Here is a 17,473-nt window from a genome sequence, read left to right as displayed (position 1 = left end):
GATGTGCTCTACGGCACCCGCAATGCCGGTCTCGATGAAGAATGGGTTTTTCGTCCTGACGTACGGATCTATGAAGAAGGCCGGTACCGCCGCTGTCGCCGTGGGGTGCGGACGTGAGGGCCCCGCCCGGCTCGATCGCGGCGTTCGCCGGCGCCTGGTTCGACGACATCACGAGGACGCCTGCCATCGTCGCGACGGCCAAGGCGCCAATACGCTTGCTGGAGAGGAGGGATGACACCCACCTGCTATTGCGAGGAAGCAATTGATTTCCCCATGTCTTGCTAATTCCGAAAAGTCCGGATCCGTCACGCGGCCACGGAAGTGGCAGCGAATAGGAGATACCCGGGCCTTATGGGGACAACGCACCTGCATAGTTGAGGAAGGGCAAATAAACAGTGGGGCGAAGGAAAATCTACTCTCGTCCTGGTTTTGATGTGATTTGACGCCTTATCCGGCCGTAGGGGTGATAGAGGTTTTCGTGCTTTTGAATCGGAGGGCTTCCGCTCTTTCCCGGAAGGGCCCGAGGCCGCTTCGGGGTGCCCGGCCCGATGCCGGTACGCGGCCGCTTCTTCTCGTCGCGCCGTACCGGCACCGGGCGGATGTCACCGGCTCGTACCGGCCCTGACCGGGTGCCGTCTCCCACGCCGTGCCGGAACCGGACGCCGGGGGCCACCCACGGGTCTCATTGCTCGCGAATGATGATCTCCGGGAACGACGGGTCGTTCTGGAGGTCCCTGAGCAGCCTCTCGGAACGGGTGAGACGCTCGCGCTCCGGGCGCTCGGTCTCCGCGTATCCGCTCCCGCCCCTGCGGCCGCGGTAGCGGTCGAGGGGACGTACCTGCTGACGTTGCGACCGTCCGCGCCACCTGTCGTAGGGGCGCGCCTCGCGGCCGCGGTCCCGGTACTGGCGCCGAGAGGGGTCGGGGTAGGGGGAGGACAGGCCGCCGGGAGCGCCCGCCGCGCTCGGCTGTGAGATCGAGCCGGGCGAGCACTCCTGTGCCGCGGCGGCGTTGACCGGCTGGGCCGACGTCATGAGGATGCCGGCGAACGCCGCGACGGCCAGAACGCCCACCCGCCTGCCGGAGGCCGGCTCCGATATCCCTCTGCTCTTTCGAGGAAGCACGTTATTTCCCCATCTCGTTTCTGATTCCGAAAACATCTGATACACCTCGCTACCCCATAAGTGGTAGTAGCTAGGAGATACCCCTCGGTCGGTGAGATAGGGCATTGAAAAGGTTGAGGCAGGGCAAATAAATGGCACCCTGAAGATTGATGATGGTTTATCTATTCCTATTTGCTCTTTTATCCTAATTGTTCGTGTCGCAGGGGGGCCGGTGCCGTTCCGGATTGCGGATCCGCGCCGTTTCCGTCACCCGGGCGGATCCGTTCCCCGTCCTCGTCATCGGGCGGCCGGGTCGGTTCCCCGTACCGCCACGGGGCGGCCTGGTCCGTTCCCCGTCCCGCCATCGGGCCTCCCCGGCGGCCGCGACACGGTGCGTTCCGGCGCCCGCAAGGTGCACCGCACCGTGTCGCCGTCCGGTCCCGCGGGACGTCAGAGCCTGGCGCGGGGGTCCGACAGAAGCGGACGGGTCAGGCGTACGGTGATGAACTCATTGTCGTCGGGCTTGCCGGGAGTGCGGCCGGCCGAGAACGGGAAGTTGTTGTCGTCGAGCACGCCCAGCGTGCGGTCGTCGAGGATCACCACGTCCTCGATGGTCTGGAACGGGAAGCGGAAGGTCTCGCCGGAGCCGCCGAGCCGGCGCGGGTCGGCCAGGTCGAGCAGGTCCGCGACGAGGGTCTTGCGCAGGTCCGGGTGACGGAGGTCCACCAGGTAGATGCGCTTGGTCAGGGCCGCGTCCCCCTGCAGGTTGTCGCGCTCGATGACCAGGAACCGGTGACGGTCGACCGCGATCATGTCCCCGATCGCGTTGTCGGGGCTCTCCAGCCGGTAGGTCCACGTCCTGCCGGTGTACGCCCTCCCGCGCAGGTCGAACTCGTTGATCCGCAGCGTCCCGGCGGTGTCACCGGTCACCGTGCCCTCCAGCAGCGGGTACAGCGTCCTGCCGTCGACCGAGCGCGCCATGCCCTCGAAGCCCTTGCTCCGGCCGAGGTTCGGCTGCTCGCCGTTGAGGGACGGGTTCTCCGGCGCCTTCACGCCGGGCAGCGGCACCGGTGCCTCCAGCAGCCTGCCGGAACGGGAGAAGTGCAGCAGGAACGGGCCGAACTCGTCCCCGATCCAGTAGGTGCCGTCGAAGGTCCGGACGATCGACTCCACGTCGAAGTCGGCACCGGTCAGCTTCCGGTCCGGCCGGGTGAGCGGCCAGGTGACGTGCCCGTCGGGGTCGCTCAGGTCGAAGCCGCCCAGCAGCGCCACCGTGCCGCGCCGGAAGTCGGGCTTGATCCTGTGCACCCGCAGCAGGAAGTCGGCGCTGTTGGACTTGGAGCCGTAGCCGTTGTCCGACAGCACGTCGAAGGTGCCGTCGTGCCGCCGCACGATGCCGCTGAACCCCTGCACCGGCTGCCCGGTGAACGGCGGGGTCACGCCGTTCACCGGGGCGGTGCCCAGCTGCGCCCCCGAGGGCTCGCTGCCGGGTACGAAGGTCAGCGCGGGCAGGGAGGCGAAGCCGGTCAGGGTGGCGCGGCCGAACCGGTGACCACCGGAACCGTGCCTGTCCGAACCGGACCGCTCCGCGTCGGCCTGCCGGGTGGGGGCCGGGTCGGTGACGGGCGGGGTGGGGGTGGCGTGCCCGGGCTCGGCGACCGCCGGCGCGGACATCGCCAGCGCCAGCGCGGCCGTGCCGATGGTGATCGTCATGCGTCGTCTCATGGCGGCACGCTAGGCAGCCGGCGTGAACGGCCGATGTTGCGTCACGGGCCGTACGGCGAAAACAAGATGCGGACTGTACGAAAAGAGGAAGAGGGGTGTCCGGAAGTGAGGGAGCGGGGGTGTGGGGCGTGCTCCAGGAGCGGAACGTGTCCAGGGGCGGAACGTGTCCAGGGGTGCGGGGCGTGTGACTCCCGGAGCCGGAGGCATCGGAAGGACGTGCTCCCCGAACCGGACGCGTCGAGGACGCGGAGAGTACGCTCCCGGAGCCGGACGCATCGCAAGGGCTGTACTCCCGAGCCGGGCGCGTCGAGGGCGTGGGGTGCGTGCTCCCACGAGCGGGTGACCCGCCGGGCACGCGAGGACCGGCCGTCCTGCTCCGGCAGGGCCGGGAGGTGTCCACCGGACGGGCGGGAGTTAGAACTGCTAACACAATGAGTTGAGGCGGCGCCAGCAGAGCAAGGCGCAGCCGAGGCTGAGGAAGGCTTCGTGGATGTCGTTGCGGACTTCCCAGCGGATGCGTAATCGGCGGAAGTGGTGGAGCAAGGCGAAGGCCTGTTCCACGACCCAGCGCTGTTTCCCCAGACCAGAGCCGTGCTCGGTACCGCGTCGGGCGATCAGCGGGCGGATGCCCAGGGCGCGGACCTGCTTGCGGTACTTGTCGTGGTCGTAGCCGCGGTCGGCCAGGACGACGTCAGGCCGTCGGCGAGGCCGGCCACGCTTGCCACGCACTGGCGGGATGGCCCGCAGCAGCGGGATCAGCTGAGTGACATCGTTGCGATTGCCGCCGGTGAGGATGACGGCGAGCGGGATGCCGGTGGCGTCGGTGATCAGGTGGTGCTTGCTGCCGGCCCGTCCTCGATCGACTGGACTCGGGCCGGTCTGCGCCCCCCTTTTAAGGCTCTGACGTGGGAGGAGTCCACCGCGGCGCGGGAGAAGTCGAGAGCATCGGCCGCTCGCAGCCGGGCCAGGAGCACCTCGTGCAGGCGCTGCCAGACACCTGCCTTGTGCCACTCGTTCAGCCGCCGCCAGCACGTCATGCCCGAGCCGTAACCCAGTTCCTGTGGCAGGTGCTCCCAGGCGATGCCGGTGTGCAGCACGAACAAGATGCCTTGCAGGGCCAGACGGTCATCGAGCCGTTTGCGTCCTGGCCAGCGGGCCCGGCGCTGGTGTTTCGGCAGCAGCGGCTCGATGACCGCCCACAACTCGTCGCTGACCTCCCACGGCTTCAGCCGCGCCACCCGCCACCCCTCTCACCGTCGCTACAGCGAGAGATCAAAGCACAGTCAGACTCATTCTGTTAGGCGCTCTTAGTGCCGCGATCTTCTCGCCGTACCCGGAACGGAATAAAGTTCCAGACATGAGGATTTTCGCCAATGTCATCGAACTCAAGGCCGCCGTCGGGGAGCACCTCGGCCACACCGCCTGGCGCGAGGTCACCCAGGAGCAGGTCAACCTGTTCGCCGACGCGACCGGCGACCACCAGTGGATCCACGTCGACATCGAAAAGGCCAAGCAGGGCCCCTTCGGAGCCACCATCGCCCACGGCTACCTGAGCCTGTCGCTGCTGCCCTCCTTCATGGTGGAACTGTTCCGGGTGGACGGCCTGGCCATGGGGATCAACTACGGGCTGAACAAGGTCCGCTTCCCCTCGCCGATCCCGGTCGGGGCCCGGATCCGCGCCGGCGCCGAACTCGTCGACGTCAAGGGCACCCCGTCGGGCTACCTGTCGAACATGCGGATGACCGTGGAGATCGAGGACCGGGACAGGCCCGCCTGCGTCGCGGAGACCCTCTCCCTGTACGTCCCGGCCGAGACCTCCTGACCGTCCGGTACCGCCGGGAGCGGTCCGGCACCGGCCGGGAACGTCCTGGAACGCGCAGGTAGGAACGACGCGCGCTCCGGACCGTCCGCCCGAGCACGGCCCTCGCCCGCTCCCGGCGAGGAACCCCTTTCGGGCGGGCGGCCATTCCCTGGACGGCCTCCCTCCGAGCCCCTCGGCCCGGGCCGCCTTCGAGTCCCTTCGCCTGAAGCGCCTTGGAGTCCCTTCGCCCGGACGATCGGTCCCGCGAACGGCCCCCACCCGCGCCGTACCGTCCCGTGCCCGAGCTCACCGCTCCGTGGAGAGCTCCTGAGCCAGGATCGCGGCCTGGACGCGACTGCGCAGCCCGAGCTTGTTCAGCAACCGGCTGACGTGGGTCTTCGTCGTCGCCTCGGCCATGTCCAGCTCCGCGGAGATCTCCGCGTTCGACAGGCCCCGTCCGATGCAGGCCAGCACCTCGCGCTCGCGCGGGGTCAGGACACCGATCTCGTACGACCTGCGCTGCGGGACCGACGCGCCGAAGGCGGAGATCAACCGCCGGGTGACCGCCGGTGCGATCAGCCCCTCGCCGCGGGCCACCACCCGCACCGCCTGCACCAGCGCGTCGGCGTCGGTGTTCTTCAGCAGGAACCCGGCCGCTCCGGCCCGGAGCGCGCCGAAGACGTACTCGTCGATGTCGAACGTGGTCAGGATCAGCACGTCGGTGATCCCGCTCAGCTCGCGCGTCGCGGAGATCCCGTCGAGCCGGGGCATCCGGATGTCCATCAGCACCACGTCGGGGCGGAGCTCACGGGCCATCGCGACGGCCTCCTCCCCGTCGGCGGCCTGACCGACGACCTCGATGTCCTCGTGGCCGTCGAGGATGAGGACGATCCCGGCGCGGACCGCGGCGTGGTCGTCGGCGACGAGGACGCGGATGCTCATGTGCTCTCCCGGACGGACGGCCGGACGCTCTCCTGGGTGGGCAGCTCGGCGCGGACGCGCCAGCCGTCACCGTACGGCCCGGCCTCGAAGACGCCGCCCAGCAGGGCCGTACGCTCCCGCATCCCGATGATCCCCGCACCCGCGCCGGGAAGCGCCCCGCCCACGTCGCCGAGCGGGTTGTCCACGGTCAGCGTGACCAGGCCGGGCCGGTAGCCGATCACCAGGTCCGCGGCCTTGCCGCCGTGCTTGAGCGCGTTGGTGAGCGACTCCTGGACGATCCGGTAACCGGCCAGGTCCACCGAGGCGGGCAGTTCCCTGGGGGTGCCGTCCACGCACAGGCGCACGTCGAGCCCCGCGACCCGGGCCCGTTCGACCAGGTCCTCGACCTCGGCCAGCCGTCTCCGCGTCGCCTCGGGCTCCTCGCCGTCCTGGCGGAGCAGCCCGATCATGGCACGCATCTCCTCCATGCCCTCGACACTGTTCTCCCTGATGGACTCCAGCACCCCCCGTACCGTCCGCGCCTCCAGATCCGTGCGCGACAGGACGGCGGTGGACTGGATGGCGATCGCGCTGAAGTGATTGGCGATCATGTCGTGCAGTTCCCGTGCCATCCGGGTCCGCTCGGCCTGCACCGCCGCCACCCGGTCCAGCTCCGCCAGCCGCGCCACCTGCTCGGCTCTCGCCCGTTCGGCCACGGCCTGGTCCTCCAGCTGCCTGACGAGTATCGCGGTGAAGACGGGGGTCACCCCCACCAGCCCCGCCTGGACCAGGAAGATGGCCCCGATCGCCCACTGCCTGAGGAGGGCCCCTCCCAGCACGCCCGCCAGGACGGCGATCACCGAGGTGATGACGAGCATCCACCGGCCGAGCGCCCGGGGGCCGTACCTGACGCCCGAGTACAGGTTGTCCGTGACGATCAGGACCGTGCCCAGGGACGGGCCCATGGCGAAGTCGCCGATGAAGGCCACCACCCCCAGCCCGAGCGAGAGCAACGGCCTGGTCCGCCGTACCGCCACCCCCACGCACGTGATCACCAGCGGCCCGACGAACAGGTACGCCGGAGCCCACCGGTGCTCATAGGCACCCGCGCCGAGCAGGAGAAGAGCCGCGACGAAACACGCCACGGCCCACAGCGCGTCGTCTCGTCTCATGTCCCCATCTCATCACCCCGGGAGGTCCGGCGGATCCGGCGCGGGACGGGGAGCCCGTACACACAAGGATGTAGAAGGGATGATCGCCCGGCACCGTCACACCGGGTCCGCACCTCGGCACCTCGGCACCTCGGCACCTTGGTCCCCGCCCCCGGCGTCGCGGATCTTTCCCACCCCTCGGCGTCGCGGGCCTTTCCTGCCCTTCGGCACCCGGGTCCCGTCCTCGCCGCTCAGGGTCCTCCTCCCCGGTGTCTCGGGTCCTCACTCCCTGACTCCCTGCGTCGCGTCCCAAGATCGCACCGGGCATCCGGCCGTCCCTCCTGCTCCGACGGCGCCGGAGGATCCGGTCCCGGCATCCCGAACACGGGCGCATCGGTAACCGGTTCGAGGCATCGCCCAAAACCCGCTATGCTTGCTTACGCAGCGAGCGGCCGTAGCTCAATGGATAGAGCATCTGACTACGGATCAGAAGGTTGGGGTTTCGAGTACCTCCGGCCGCACAGCAGGTCAAAGGCCCTTCGGGATCATCCCGGAGGGCCTTTTTCGTGCCCGTACAGCAGCGTTGTACAGCAACGCAGCCGCACACAGACGGTCTCCTCCGCGGCTCGTACCCTCCGAGCCGCCGGCCGCTCTGCTCAGACGCCGCCAAAGCCCTCCTGTAGACGGCGAACCCAGTCCGTAGGGAAGACTCGCTCAAGTCGCTCCTTGCTGGTCGCCAGCAGACCCTCTTTCGCCAAGGGAAGCAGGGCGCCGTCCTGGACGGCCTTGTGCTTCTCAGGTGCCGGGCAGATCAGTACGGCGAGGATCCGGCAGGCCCGTTGGATCTCCAGGATTCCGGTAGCGTCGACCATCTTCTTAATGGGCTCCCATGCAGTTCGCACGGCGAGGCGCACCAGCGCTTCCAGGAAGGGCTTACGATCATCGGCTTCGCGAGACTGCATGATGATCGTCGTCACGTACTCCGGTATTCGGTCCATGACGTTTTCGAACATCTTTATGGCGTCGGCCATGGCCACGAGGAGATCACACCAGAGATGATCATTGATTCGTTTTCTGGCCTCTCGTGGATCGTTGCTACCGAACTCCTCGTCCAACTTCGTGATCACAAAGCAGACGAGGATATTGCCAATTTCCTGGATGTGTTCGATGGTTTTTGGATTCTCGGACAACCAGTCAACAAGATCTACTTTTGCGGTATCCGTAGCAGCCTGCCGCGCCTTGGAAGGCTTCGGCCGTCCCTCGGAAGGCAGAGCTCTAGCCCATCTGGAGTCGCAGCGGTCTCTCGCCTTTTGGCGAGGGACAGGGGATGGGTCGCGAGCCAGTTTGAGACTGTGGGACCAGCCATGCTCTACCCCGCCACACGCACATTTGCAAGAGTGTCCTTCGGCGCTTTCGCAATTTTTCGGGTGCACTATACGCTCTCCGATTCGTTCGACGTGACAGCGACCGAGCGACCAATTGGAATCCTCATTTCTTTTAAGTCACGAACTACGAATTGCGAAATGATCGCAGTGGTCAGGTCTGTCTATCTCTTCAGATATGAGAAGACGTCGTGCACGCTAAAAGGCCCTTAGGGATCATCCCTAAAGGCCTTTGGGGTAATGCAAAATCGATTATGTCTCGTTTGAGAAGTCAAGACTTTGGTTGAGTCGATCAAGCGCCTTACGGGTTTCGGGGCTGGGGATTTGTGTGTAGACGCCCATGGTCATCGAGATCTGCGAGTGCCGCAGGATGCGCATCGCTATGCCTGGCGCTCCAATGCGTTGACCAGGTCCAGGCACACGGCCCGGCCGGTGGGGCGGGCCACCACGGTGGCGGCCACGCAGTAGCGGGAGTGGTCGTCGACGCCGGTGACGATCTTGCATTCGGTGCCGTCGGCCAGCATGATCCCGCCGACGATGTCCATCTGCCACAGCTGCATCGGCTCAGAGCGCTGCCAGCGCGTGTAGTCCTCGCGCCGCCGCCCCCGAGGAGTCAGCTGCACCAGACCATGACGCACCAGCACCCGATGTACCGTCGCCCGGGAGGGCACCGCACCGGGACAGGGACGACGGGTCAGCTCCCACACCAGCCGGTGAGCACCCCAGCGGGGATGGTTACGGCGCAGCTCACAGATCAACGCCTCCACCGCGGCCGGAGTTCGAGCCGGGGAGGTGTGCGGGCGCGAGGAGCGGTCCGACAACCCGTCCAGGCCCTGGGATAGCGGCTCAGCCACCGGTGCACCGTTTGACGCGAGACTCCGAACCTGCGGGCGACCTCGGTGACGCTCGCCCCGGATGACACCTGCAGCACGGCTTGGTACCGCTGCTGGACCACGCTCACCTCCGCCAGCACTCGGCGGAGTGTCACACACCTCCTGAGCATGGTCTGTCGCGGGGGTTCCGAGACCTGACAATTTCGCCTTTAAAATCGAACATAACCTATCTGTTCGTTTTTAAAGGCGATCCGCTTACGGCGTCTCGCCGTGCGCTGGCGGTCGCTGGCCGCGCTGCGGCTCTTCGGCCGGTCGCGGCCCGCGCCACCTGCGCGCTTTCGATCACCAGACGGCAGACCATGATAGACAAAGAAGCTCTTTATCGGTGTCGTCGCGGTGGCGGCCGTGACGATCGCTCACTCCGGCGATGGCCGTAACCGGTTGGGGCGATCGGCTGCCGCGGCCTTCGTTCCTCAGGCCTTGCCAGTGGGCAAGTGCGTACGGCTGCCAGCAATAGCCGCCACAGCCTCACGTCGGGCAGCGTCGACACTCTCTGTCCTAATTCCCAGTAGGTAGGATACGGCCCGGCCGCCATGGCCGGGCCGTACCCGGTGATCTCAGGCCGGGACCAACTGCCATTGCTGGTTGGCCCCGCCGTTGGCGGCCCACTGCACGACCTGCGCCCCGTCGCTCGTCGCCGCACCGGAGACGTCCGCCACCAGTCCGCTGCCGTGGCTGACGATGGTGTAGTAACCGTTGCCGGTGGATCGCAGATACCACCTCTGGTTGGTGCCGCCGTTGGCCGTCCACTGCTGCAGTTGCAGGCCGGCCGTGGTGCTGCCGGCGTTGACGTCGAGCATCTTTCCACTCGGGACGTACTTGAGGGTGTAGGAGCCGTCGGAGGTCGTGGCGATGGTCCAGGTGGCGGTGCCGCTTTGCTGGATCACCTTGGCGCCGTCCGCGGTGGAGTTGCCCGCGACAGCGAGCGGCTTGCCGCTGTTGCGGTTGACGATGCGGTAGTTGCCCGGTGTGGGCCCGCTTGCGCCGAGGTTGAAGTACTCGACCGCGTCGCTGAACGTCGTGGTGCCCGACTTGGTGGTCGTCAGTACCAGGTACACCCGTGAGCCGCTCGCCGGTGTGGTGAAGGTGACCGGCTGGGTGACCCGCGAGCCGAGCGGGACGGTCAGGGTCGTGCTTCCGGACGCGACGACGGCGCCGTCCGGTGCGTCGAGCCGCGCCGTCCAGGTGAAGCCCACCGAGGTGTCGGCGAAGTCGTCGTTGAAGACGGTGATGTTACGGGTGACCGCGGCGTTGCGGGCGTAGGTGGGCACGGCCTGCGGCAGCGGGAAGGTGCCGTTCGCGTCCGAGACGCCGGAGGCCGACCAGTACGGCAGGTCGACCGCTGCCACCGGGTTGAACGCCGCCTGCACGCGCTGGAACTGCGGGTTGCTCCAGGGGTTCGAGAGGTTGTCCGCGCCGTAGACAGGGCGGCCCCCCTCCTCCGGGACGAAGTCGGTGGTCCGCACTCCGGGCACGACACTGGCCCAGGCGGACAGCAGCGTGTACGGACGCAGGTCGGAGGCGTCCTTGCCGCGCTTGGCCAGGGTTGCCGTGGCGAACCACTCGAAGCCCTGCTTGGTGTTGCATGCCGGCCAGATGTACTCGCCCTCGCCGTCGGGCCGCCCGTTCACGGTGATCAGACGCTCCCCGTACTTGGCGAAGCCGTCGACGTAGTGCGGGATCACCGCGAAGTTGGCGTACGTCATCCCGGGATAGCCGTTGACATTCCCGTTGACGCCCACCTCGGTGATGATCGGCCGGGTGCCGTCGGCGCCGTTCATCGCCGCGTACAGGTCCTTCTCGAACTGTTCGGAATCCTGGCCGCTCTGGTTCGGCTCGTTGGACTGACTCCAGCGGATGACCGCGGGGTGGTTGCGGTCGCGCAGGACCAGCGCACGGGCGTGGTTGACCATGTTGTCGTGCCCGGCGATCCAATCCTGCTTGCCGGAGGAGCCGCGAATCGCGGTCTCGCCGATGATCATCAGGCCCATCTCGTCGGCGACATCCAACATGTACGGGCTGGCCGGCTCCTGGTGGATGCGCACCACGTTGAAGTTCAGCCGCTGGTAGTTGTCCACGGCCTGCGGCCAGCCGCCGTTGCCCGACGAAGGCGGAAGGAAGCCAGGCAGCGTGTCGAAGGCGTCGCCCTTGCCGCCGTTGTTGACCCGGTCGTAGTCGGCACCCTGGAGGTTGTCGCCGCGGAAGTTCACGCGCACGCCGTTGAGGTAGTAGTACTCACCGTTCTGGGTGGCCTCCCGGAACCCGAACCGGTACGTGGCGTCGCTGGTGTGCCCGTCATCGGTGGCGGCATCCACCTTCAGCCGGTGCAACTGCGCCCGGTACCCCGGCCGATACGGCACGTTGGGCCACCAGTACGAGGTGCTGTCGAGGTTCCACGCGACCGGCCCGACGGTCACGGTCGCGGTCGAGCGGGCCGCCACGGTGACCGTACGGCTGGGCAGTTGCGGGTAGCTGAAAGCCGTTCCGTTGTCGGACGACAGCGACCCGGTCAACGTCACCGACCGGGAACTGCCCGACGTGTTACGCACCGACACGTCGTAGCTCAACGTCTTGTTCGCCACCGACGTCCGCACGAATGTGTCGCTGACGTACACCTCCGGGTACACCCGCAGGAACGCCGACCGGAAGATCCCCTGCGGTACCGCCTCGGACCAGTCGGCGGCGTCGGGCACCAGGTACCGGCCGTTGGATGCCTTCAACGCGCCGCGGCCCTTCACATCGACGCTGATCGTATGAGTGGTGCCCGGGGCGGCGTAGGCGCTGATGTCGAACTTCGAGGGAGTGAAGGCCGTGGTCTGAGTCGCGACCACCCGGCCGTCCACCGACAAGGTCGCCTGGTGGTTCACGGCGCCGAACTCGATCCACGCCGACTGCGGCTGCCCCGAGTCCGGCACCGTCACCGTACGCGAGTACACCGCCTGGGACACATCGGTGAAACCCTGCTTGTACCAGCCACCTCCGGGCACCTTGATCGACGTCGTCGACCGGCCCGCCGGAGTGAAGCTCCACGTCCCGGCCAGATCGACCGAGGCGACCGCGGCATTGCCCGCGGTGAAGCCGTCGAGGTCTCCAGGCGCGGCGACGACCGACGCGGTGGATTCCGACGCGGTGGACTTCGACGCGGTGGATTCCGACGACGCGGACCGCGGTGCCGCCACAGCCGGCTGAGTCCCGATCAACGCGACCAGCAAGGCCGCCATCACAGCCGGCCACCTGCTCGCCCTACGTCGAGGACGGGAGGAGGGATCGCTCCGCTTCATCGGTAATCCTTTCGGGTCAATCCCGTTCGGGAGGCACTTCCCGGGACCGTCCGCCCCTCCGCAGGCGCCACTGCCCGGCCGTTCAGGCCGTCGCCGTTCGTCGGCGAAAGCCGACGGCTTGAGGGGGGCATCCTGTCTCCTCGCAATGGGAGCGTCGTATCGGTTCGACGGCATGGCCGAACATCACAAATAGGTTCCGAACTCCTACCTGTCAATGCTCAGGTTCCACAGAGATCGGATCACTTCGGCCGCCTGGCTCTCATCACGCCTGATGAGAGCAGGCGGTCCTGGACGTCATGTAATTTTCATGCTGCGTCGAACGCCTCGAACACGGTTCCAAGATCGAATCGACATGCTCAGGACCATCCAGACCTGTGTCGAACTTTCACAGTTGAACGGATCGATTCGATGCTGTCGGGCGCCTGGTAGAGGAATGAGCCGACCTACGGCCCTACGCCGGCAATGACGAACGCACCGATGCCCTCGGAGACTTCCTGCACCGCTACAACAGCGGCGACAGCGGTTGCGTCTTCACCGCCGAACTCGGGCGACCGTTGCTTCCACAACACGTCGGCGACCAGTTTTCCTGCTCGCCTGCCAGCGTCGAAGCGCCAGCCGTAGACGCCAGGGCCAGCCGGGACGGGACTCGGGCGTGTCAGCACCTCGGCCGCTCGCCACAGCCTGCCGGTCCGTAGGAGGTCAACCGTGTTCATCGCATCTCCCCGCGAGTGCATGCACAACGAGATCTTGCTAACGCCGTTGCCAACAACATCCCTGGACGCTGGTGGACATCCCTGGAAGATGATCACAGGGAAAGTGTCTCTGAACAGGTGTTTCTGCCACTGGTGGACGTCGGTGGACGTTCTCGAACTGGCTACGGATCAAAAGGTTGGGGTTTCGAGTACCTCCGGCCGCACAGCAGGTCAAAGGCCCTTCGGAATCATCCCGGAGGGCCTTTTTCGTGCCCGTACAGCAGCGTTGTACAGCAACGCAGCCGCACACAGACGGTCTCCTACCGCGGTTCGTACCCTCCGAGCGACCACGACACCGAAGGTGTCCGCCAAAGCGGGGCAGGCTCACTGACGATGGACCGCTCGATGCGCCTGCGGATCGGCCACTACCCAGCCGGCACCACCAGGCCGCACATCGGGTGACCCATCTTGGCGCGGATGGGTTTCACCGGCCGACCCGCGCACCCGTCCCGGTAACGAGCCACCATGGTCAGGGAAGGCGCCGGCCGATGCGGGGGAACCGATGCGGAACAGATCGCTTGCGGTGCTGAAAGCGTGTGTGGGCCGTGTCAGTAGCGACGGGGACTTCTCCCGCACCCTCGATCAGGCCATGCTCGAACACGCCCGCCGTCTGGTCGCGTCCCACAACGATCAGCACCCCGATACCGAGGCCCTCCTGGCCGTCGGCGCGTTCCACAGCTTTCGATTTGTCGCGCTCGGCGGGGAGGACCCCGGCGAAATGGAGACCTCAATCTGGGCTCTGGCCCGCTGCCTGGTCGACGACGACGCACCGATGCAGGAGAGATTGGTCTCTTACGTTCTCGCGGAGGCGGTGGACCTCGCCACCGGCATGCTCCAGCGGTCGGTCGGCTCCAACGATCCGTCTCTGATCGACCAAGCAGTGGACGCATGGCGGCGCATCGAGGCCGCCACTCCCGCCGACCATCCCGATCGGGCCATGATGCCGACCAATCTCCGGGTCGCGTTGGTGTTGCGGTTCGTGAAGACCAGGGACATGGCGGATCTGGAGGAGGCGATCGCCGCCGCGAAGCGGGCGGTGGAGATCGCCCCCGCCGACGATCCGGATCGGGTCGGATATCTGCTCTACCTCGGTGAAGCAGTGGACATACGGTTCGGAGAAACAGGGGAACCCTCGGACCTGGAGGACGCGATCCCCGCGTGGGAGCAGGCGTTGCGGGAACTTCCCGCTGATCACCCCGACAGAGTGACTCTCCTGTCGAAGCTCGGTTTCGCGTTGCTGAATCGATTCGGGCGGGACGAGATGCCCGAGGATCTGGAGAAAGCCACCGACGCGTGGAGCCAGGCGGTTCAGCTCACCCCTGCCGACCACCCACATCGAGCGATGCACCTGTCCAATCTCAGCGTTGCGCTGCAGGCGCGGGCCGATCTGACCGGAACGCCGGCGGATCGGGAAGAGGCGCGGATCACCGAGGACAGGAAAGAGAAGGATCTCTAGCCACGCCCCTCCAACACGGCTTGTACGGCGTGCACAACCGAGGTGATGCACGGCGTCGCGTTGGCGGTCGACCGGTTCACCAGATGCTCGGGACCGTAGCGGGAATGGATCTCCGCCAGCCGCACATCGACCTCCAGGGGAAGCCCGTCCGGGCTGGTGGTCATGTCGCAGTAGGTCAGCGCCTCCACCGGCTCCGGACGCTCCCGGTCGAACTCCTCGTTCAGCACGTCCAGCAGACCGCGCTCGGTGGCCTCATGGACCGCGCACGAGTGATGCGCCACCGGCCGGACGAGCTTGTCGTCGGCCTGGTGCACCTCCCGCAGGTAACGGGCACCGTCGAGCGGATGGAACCCGGTGTCGACCAGCTGCGGCGCGTACCCGATGTCGTGTAACCAGACCGAGGCGGTCAGCAGGCCGGACTCCTGCCCGAGGATCGGTGCCGGCGACTCGGCACACGCGGCCACCCCTTACGTGTGCGCCCACCGGCGCGGCAACGGCTGCTCCAGCAGCTCTTTGGCCAGGTCACATGCCCACTCGGCTTGTCCCATGCGGTTCACGATGGACGCCGTCCCCCGAGGCGGATCCAGTACGCAAGCCGAGACATCCCAGGACGTCTCGGTCCGGAAGAGGACGGGCAAACCGACCCTTGCCATGCTCGGTCACCGCGAGCACCCTGGCCGGCCCGTCCTCGCCCTTGTCATCCTGGCCGCTGATGTGCCCTGTCCATCGCTTCATGATCGTCTGCCTGCATCCGCACGGCACCTCGCCGTACCTCCACCGGCCCGTGGCCGGTCAGCCGTTCGGGATGTCGTGTTTCCTCAGCGGGGATCCGTCGCCGACAAGCCACAGATGGCCGAACGGGTCGATGAAGCCGCCCTGCCGGTGAACGCCCCATGGCGCCTCGTGGTCGCGAATCTCGTCAACGCTGCCGTCCGCTCCGGCCGCAACGGCGCGCTCGATGAAGCTGTCGGGATCATTCACAAAGACCTCGACGCGTACCGTTCGGGAGCCGAGGGCGGCAGGGGTGTCCCAGTTGTTGTTCGCAGGTTCACCGAGAAAGAACGGGGCACCCTCGACGGTCAGTCCCACCACGCCGCCGATGTTCCACAGCTCTTCGGCCCCAAGCGCCTGGGCGTACCATCGCGCCGCGGCCGAGGCGTCGGGCACGGCGAGCATCAGCGAAATCACTGGAGGGTGGGCGTCAGCTGCCATCGGGTGTCCTGTCTTTACCTGTAAGGCGCTTGATCACGCCGGTCGAGTTTGACACGGTTCGATCCATTTGTGCAGCAAGATGCCGGGTCCCGTTGAGCCGGCTTGGCTGAAACGGGCCATCAGCTGTTGATCACCCTGCGGGGGAGAAGCACCCCGGCCGTACCGTCGTCCGGTGCCGGGTGTGCGCGTCGGCTGCCGCGTGCCGTGGTCTCTCGGCGGCCGCCACCGCCGTCATGGCCGTGACACGACCATGACACGGCACGGACGGGGCGGGAACACGGCTCGGAGACAGTGGGTGGCGTCGACGGGGGCGAGGTGAACCAGCCGCGTCAAGTAGGGCGAGGTGAACCGAACCGGCCGGGGCGAGCAGGGCGAGGCGGACAGGCCGGAGTCGCCGTGCCCGTCCGCCGGGCGAACGTCACGGCGAAGGTGATCACGAATAGGAGAAGGCATGGCTGATGACAGGCGATGGGACCGGCGTTCGCTGTTGCGGGGCGCCGCCGCGCTGGCCGGTGCGGCCGCGACGGTGCCGCTGCTCGGCAAGGCGGCCACGGCGGTGACCGGCGGCGGTGACACGGACGCGTTGTTCAAGCCCGGCGGCGGCGACGCGGACGCGTTGTTCAAGGCCGGGAGGTTCGAGCAGGCCGGTCGCGCGTACGAGGAGATCCTGAGAAAGACCCCCGGGAACGTGCACGCGGCTCGCCAGCGCGGCTACGTGGGGCTGCTGGCCAACCGGTTCCCCGACGCCGAGAAGTACCTCAAGATGGCCGTCGAGCTGGCACCCGGAGACAAGCAGGCCAACCGCCTCCTGGCCGACTGCTACATCCGGCAGGACAAGCTCTCCCTCTCGGCGCCGCACTGGCGAGTCGCCGGTGAGGAGAGCTATGCCACATGGTTCGCGGCGTTCTCCGGCAAGCCGCCGTACCAGGTCCACGGCGGCACCGCGCAGCTGCCCTGGAAGCAGATGGACCCGGAACCGCTGGTGGAGGCCTCGGTCAACGGCGGATCACCGAAGCGCTTCACGTTCTACACCGGTGCCCCGTCGCTGCAGGTGTCGGCGAAGGTGGCCAAGGAGGCCGGGCTGAGCCCCGTCGTCAGCGAGAAGATGGATTTCCTGGACGGCGTCGTATGGGCACACTACGGGGTCCTGGACTCGTTCAGGCTGGGCGGTATCGAACTGCGCAACGTCCCCGTGAGCTGGTCGACGGCGGAGTCGGGCGGAGACGTCAGCACCGACAACGACGGCATGATCGGGATGTGGGTCTTCTACCACCTGCTGACCACCTTCGACTACGCGGGCCGGCAGCTGATCCTGCGGCGCCGGACCCCCGAAACGGCCGGTAAGGCACGCGCCGCCGCCAAACGGGCGGGTGCCGATCCCTTGCCGATGTGGATAGCCCGCGAGCACGGGCTCCACAGCAGGGGCAGCATCGCCGGTGCCGCAGGCTCCGGAACAGGGGTGGTGGGCGTGCTGTTCGGCGGGCACAGCGAGGTCGCCGGGATCGTGAAGCAGGAGACGGCCAAGCGGTTGCGGGTCCGCGTCGACCGCGACCGTCCGGTCGAGACCTTCGCCGGCAGCCACCCGGCCGTCGCCTACCCCTGCTACCCGAAGGAGATGCGCCTCGGCGACGTCGCCGCCGACGACATCTACTGCTTCACGAACCCGGACGCGCCGCTCGCCCCCGACGGGTTCGACGTGCCGGCCGTCTTCTTCCACAGCTTCCACAAGCCCAACACCATCACCCTCGACTTCACCGACATGAAGCTCTACGTCACCCGCGGGCAGGCCGCCTGACC

The 17,473-nt window shown here is 67.3% G+C and carries 13 protein-coding genes, 1 tRNA gene and 1 pseudogene; 4 read left to right on the top strand and 11 right to left on the bottom strand.

The window, feature by feature from the left end:
- Positions 1–682: 682 nt before the first annotated feature.
- From ABD832_RS10230 to ABD832_RS10220, 3 genes are all read right to left on the bottom strand, one after another.
- The gene (locus ABD832_RS10230; protein ID WP_344891772.1) at positions 683–1,072 is read right to left on the bottom strand and encodes a hypothetical protein; all 390 of its coding nucleotides are present in this window, start codon (positions 1,070–1,072) and stop codon (positions 683–685) included.
- A gap of 480 nt (positions 1,073–1,552) precedes the next feature.
- Positions 1,553–2,827, bottom strand: coding sequence for an esterase-like activity of phytase family protein (locus ABD832_RS10225; protein WP_344891769.1), 1,275 nt, complete (start codon positions 2,825–2,827; stop codon positions 1,553–1,555).
- A 423-nt stretch (positions 2,828–3,250) separates the two neighbouring features.
- Positions 3,251–4,065, bottom strand: a protein-coding gene (locus tag ABD832_RS10220) for an IS5 family transposase (protein WP_413224994.1) whose coding sequence is annotated in 2 segments (ribosomal slippage) — positions 3,251–3,711 and positions 3,711–4,065 — 816 coding nt in all. Because the reading frame shifts where the segments join, the coding sequence is not laid out codon by codon here.
- A 119-nt stretch (positions 4,066–4,184) separates the two neighbouring features.
- Here ABD832_RS10220 and ABD832_RS10215 point away from each other — a divergent pair.
- Positions 4,185–4,649, top strand: a complete 465-nt coding sequence (locus ABD832_RS10215) for a MaoC family dehydratase (RefSeq protein WP_344891766.1) — start codon at positions 4,185–4,187, stop codon at positions 4,647–4,649.
- Between the two features lie 285 nt (positions 4,650–4,934).
- Here the strand turns inward: ABD832_RS10215 and ABD832_RS10210 are convergent, their stop codons facing one another.
- Together ABD832_RS10210 and ABD832_RS10205 are read right to left on the bottom strand one after the other, a co-directional pair.
- Complete coding sequence (locus ABD832_RS10210) at positions 4,935–5,570, bottom strand: response regulator (protein WP_344891763.1); 636 nt, start codon at positions 5,568–5,570, stop codon at positions 4,935–4,937.
- Positions 5,567–6,721 carry a sensor histidine kinase gene (locus ABD832_RS10205; RefSeq protein WP_344891760.1) on the bottom strand — a complete coding sequence of 385 codons (1,155 nt, stop codon included), beginning with the start codon at positions 6,719–6,721 and terminating at the stop codon, positions 5,567–5,569. The genes ABD832_RS10210 and ABD832_RS10205 overlap by 4 nt, the downstream gene beginning before the upstream one ends.
- 427 nt (positions 6,722–7,148) lie before the next feature.
- Here ABD832_RS10205 and ABD832_RS10200 point away from each other — a divergent pair.
- A tRNA-Arg gene (locus ABD832_RS10200) sits at positions 7,149–7,221 on the top strand.
- Between the two features lie 135 nt (positions 7,222–7,356).
- Here ABD832_RS10200 and ABD832_RS10195 read toward each other — a convergent pair.
- The 4 genes and pseudogenes from ABD832_RS10195 to ABD832_RS10180 all read right to left on the bottom strand — a co-directional run bounded on the left by ABD832_RS10195 (position 7,357) and on the right by ABD832_RS10180 (position 13,065).
- On the bottom strand, positions 7,357–7,890 hold the full coding sequence (locus tag ABD832_RS10195; RefSeq protein ID WP_344891757.1) for a hypothetical protein: 534 nt from the start codon (positions 7,888–7,890) through the stop codon (positions 7,357–7,359).
- Between the two features lie 608 nt (positions 7,891–8,498).
- Positions 8,499–9,043: pseudogene (locus ABD832_RS10190) on the bottom strand (helix-turn-helix domain-containing protein); the annotation flags it as partial.
- Positions 9,044–9,532: 489 nt separating this feature from the next.
- Complete coding sequence (locus ABD832_RS10185) at positions 9,533–12,154, bottom strand: RICIN domain-containing protein (RefSeq protein ID WP_344891754.1); 2,622 nt, start codon at positions 12,152–12,154, stop codon at positions 9,533–9,535.
- Between the two features lie 545 nt (positions 12,155–12,699).
- Positions 12,700–13,065 (bottom strand): hypothetical protein, encoded by a 366-nt coding sequence (locus ABD832_RS10180; protein ID WP_344891751.1) that lies wholly within the window; start codon positions 13,063–13,065, stop codon positions 12,700–12,702.
- A gap of 532 nt (positions 13,066–13,597) precedes the next feature.
- Here ABD832_RS10180 and ABD832_RS10175 point away from each other — a divergent pair.
- Positions 13,598–14,464, top strand: coding sequence for a hypothetical protein (locus tag ABD832_RS10175; RefSeq protein WP_344891748.1), 867 nt, complete (start codon positions 13,598–13,600; stop codon positions 14,462–14,464).
- On the opposite strand, the gene ABD832_RS10170 is transcribed toward ABD832_RS10175, so the two are convergent.
- Positions 14,461–14,928 (bottom strand): phosphohydrolase, encoded by a 468-nt coding sequence (locus tag ABD832_RS10170; protein WP_344891744.1) that lies wholly within the window; start codon positions 14,926–14,928, stop codon positions 14,461–14,463. The genes ABD832_RS10175 and ABD832_RS10170 overlap by 4 nt on opposite strands.
- 328 nt (positions 14,929–15,256) lie before the next feature.
- Positions 15,257–15,676, bottom strand: coding sequence for a VOC family protein (locus ABD832_RS10165; RefSeq protein WP_344891741.1), 420 nt, complete (start codon positions 15,674–15,676; stop codon positions 15,257–15,259).
- A gap of 451 nt (positions 15,677–16,127) precedes the next feature.
- Here ABD832_RS10165 and ABD832_RS10160 point away from each other — a divergent pair, with 451 nt between their 5' ends.
- On the top strand, positions 16,128–17,471 hold the full coding sequence (locus tag ABD832_RS10160; protein WP_344891738.1) for an aspartyl protease family protein: 1,344 nt from the start codon (positions 16,128–16,130) through the stop codon (positions 17,469–17,471).
- Positions 17,472–17,473: the final 2 nt, after the last annotated feature.

It is taken from the genome of Streptosporangium longisporum (genome assembly GCF_039534895.1).
Classification (GTDB): Bacteria; Actinomycetota; Actinomycetes; order Streptosporangiales; family Streptosporangiaceae; genus Streptosporangium; species Streptosporangium longisporum.
The sequence above is the reverse complement of the archived record's forward strand: the minus strand, read 5'-3'. Positions and strand labels throughout refer to the sequence as shown.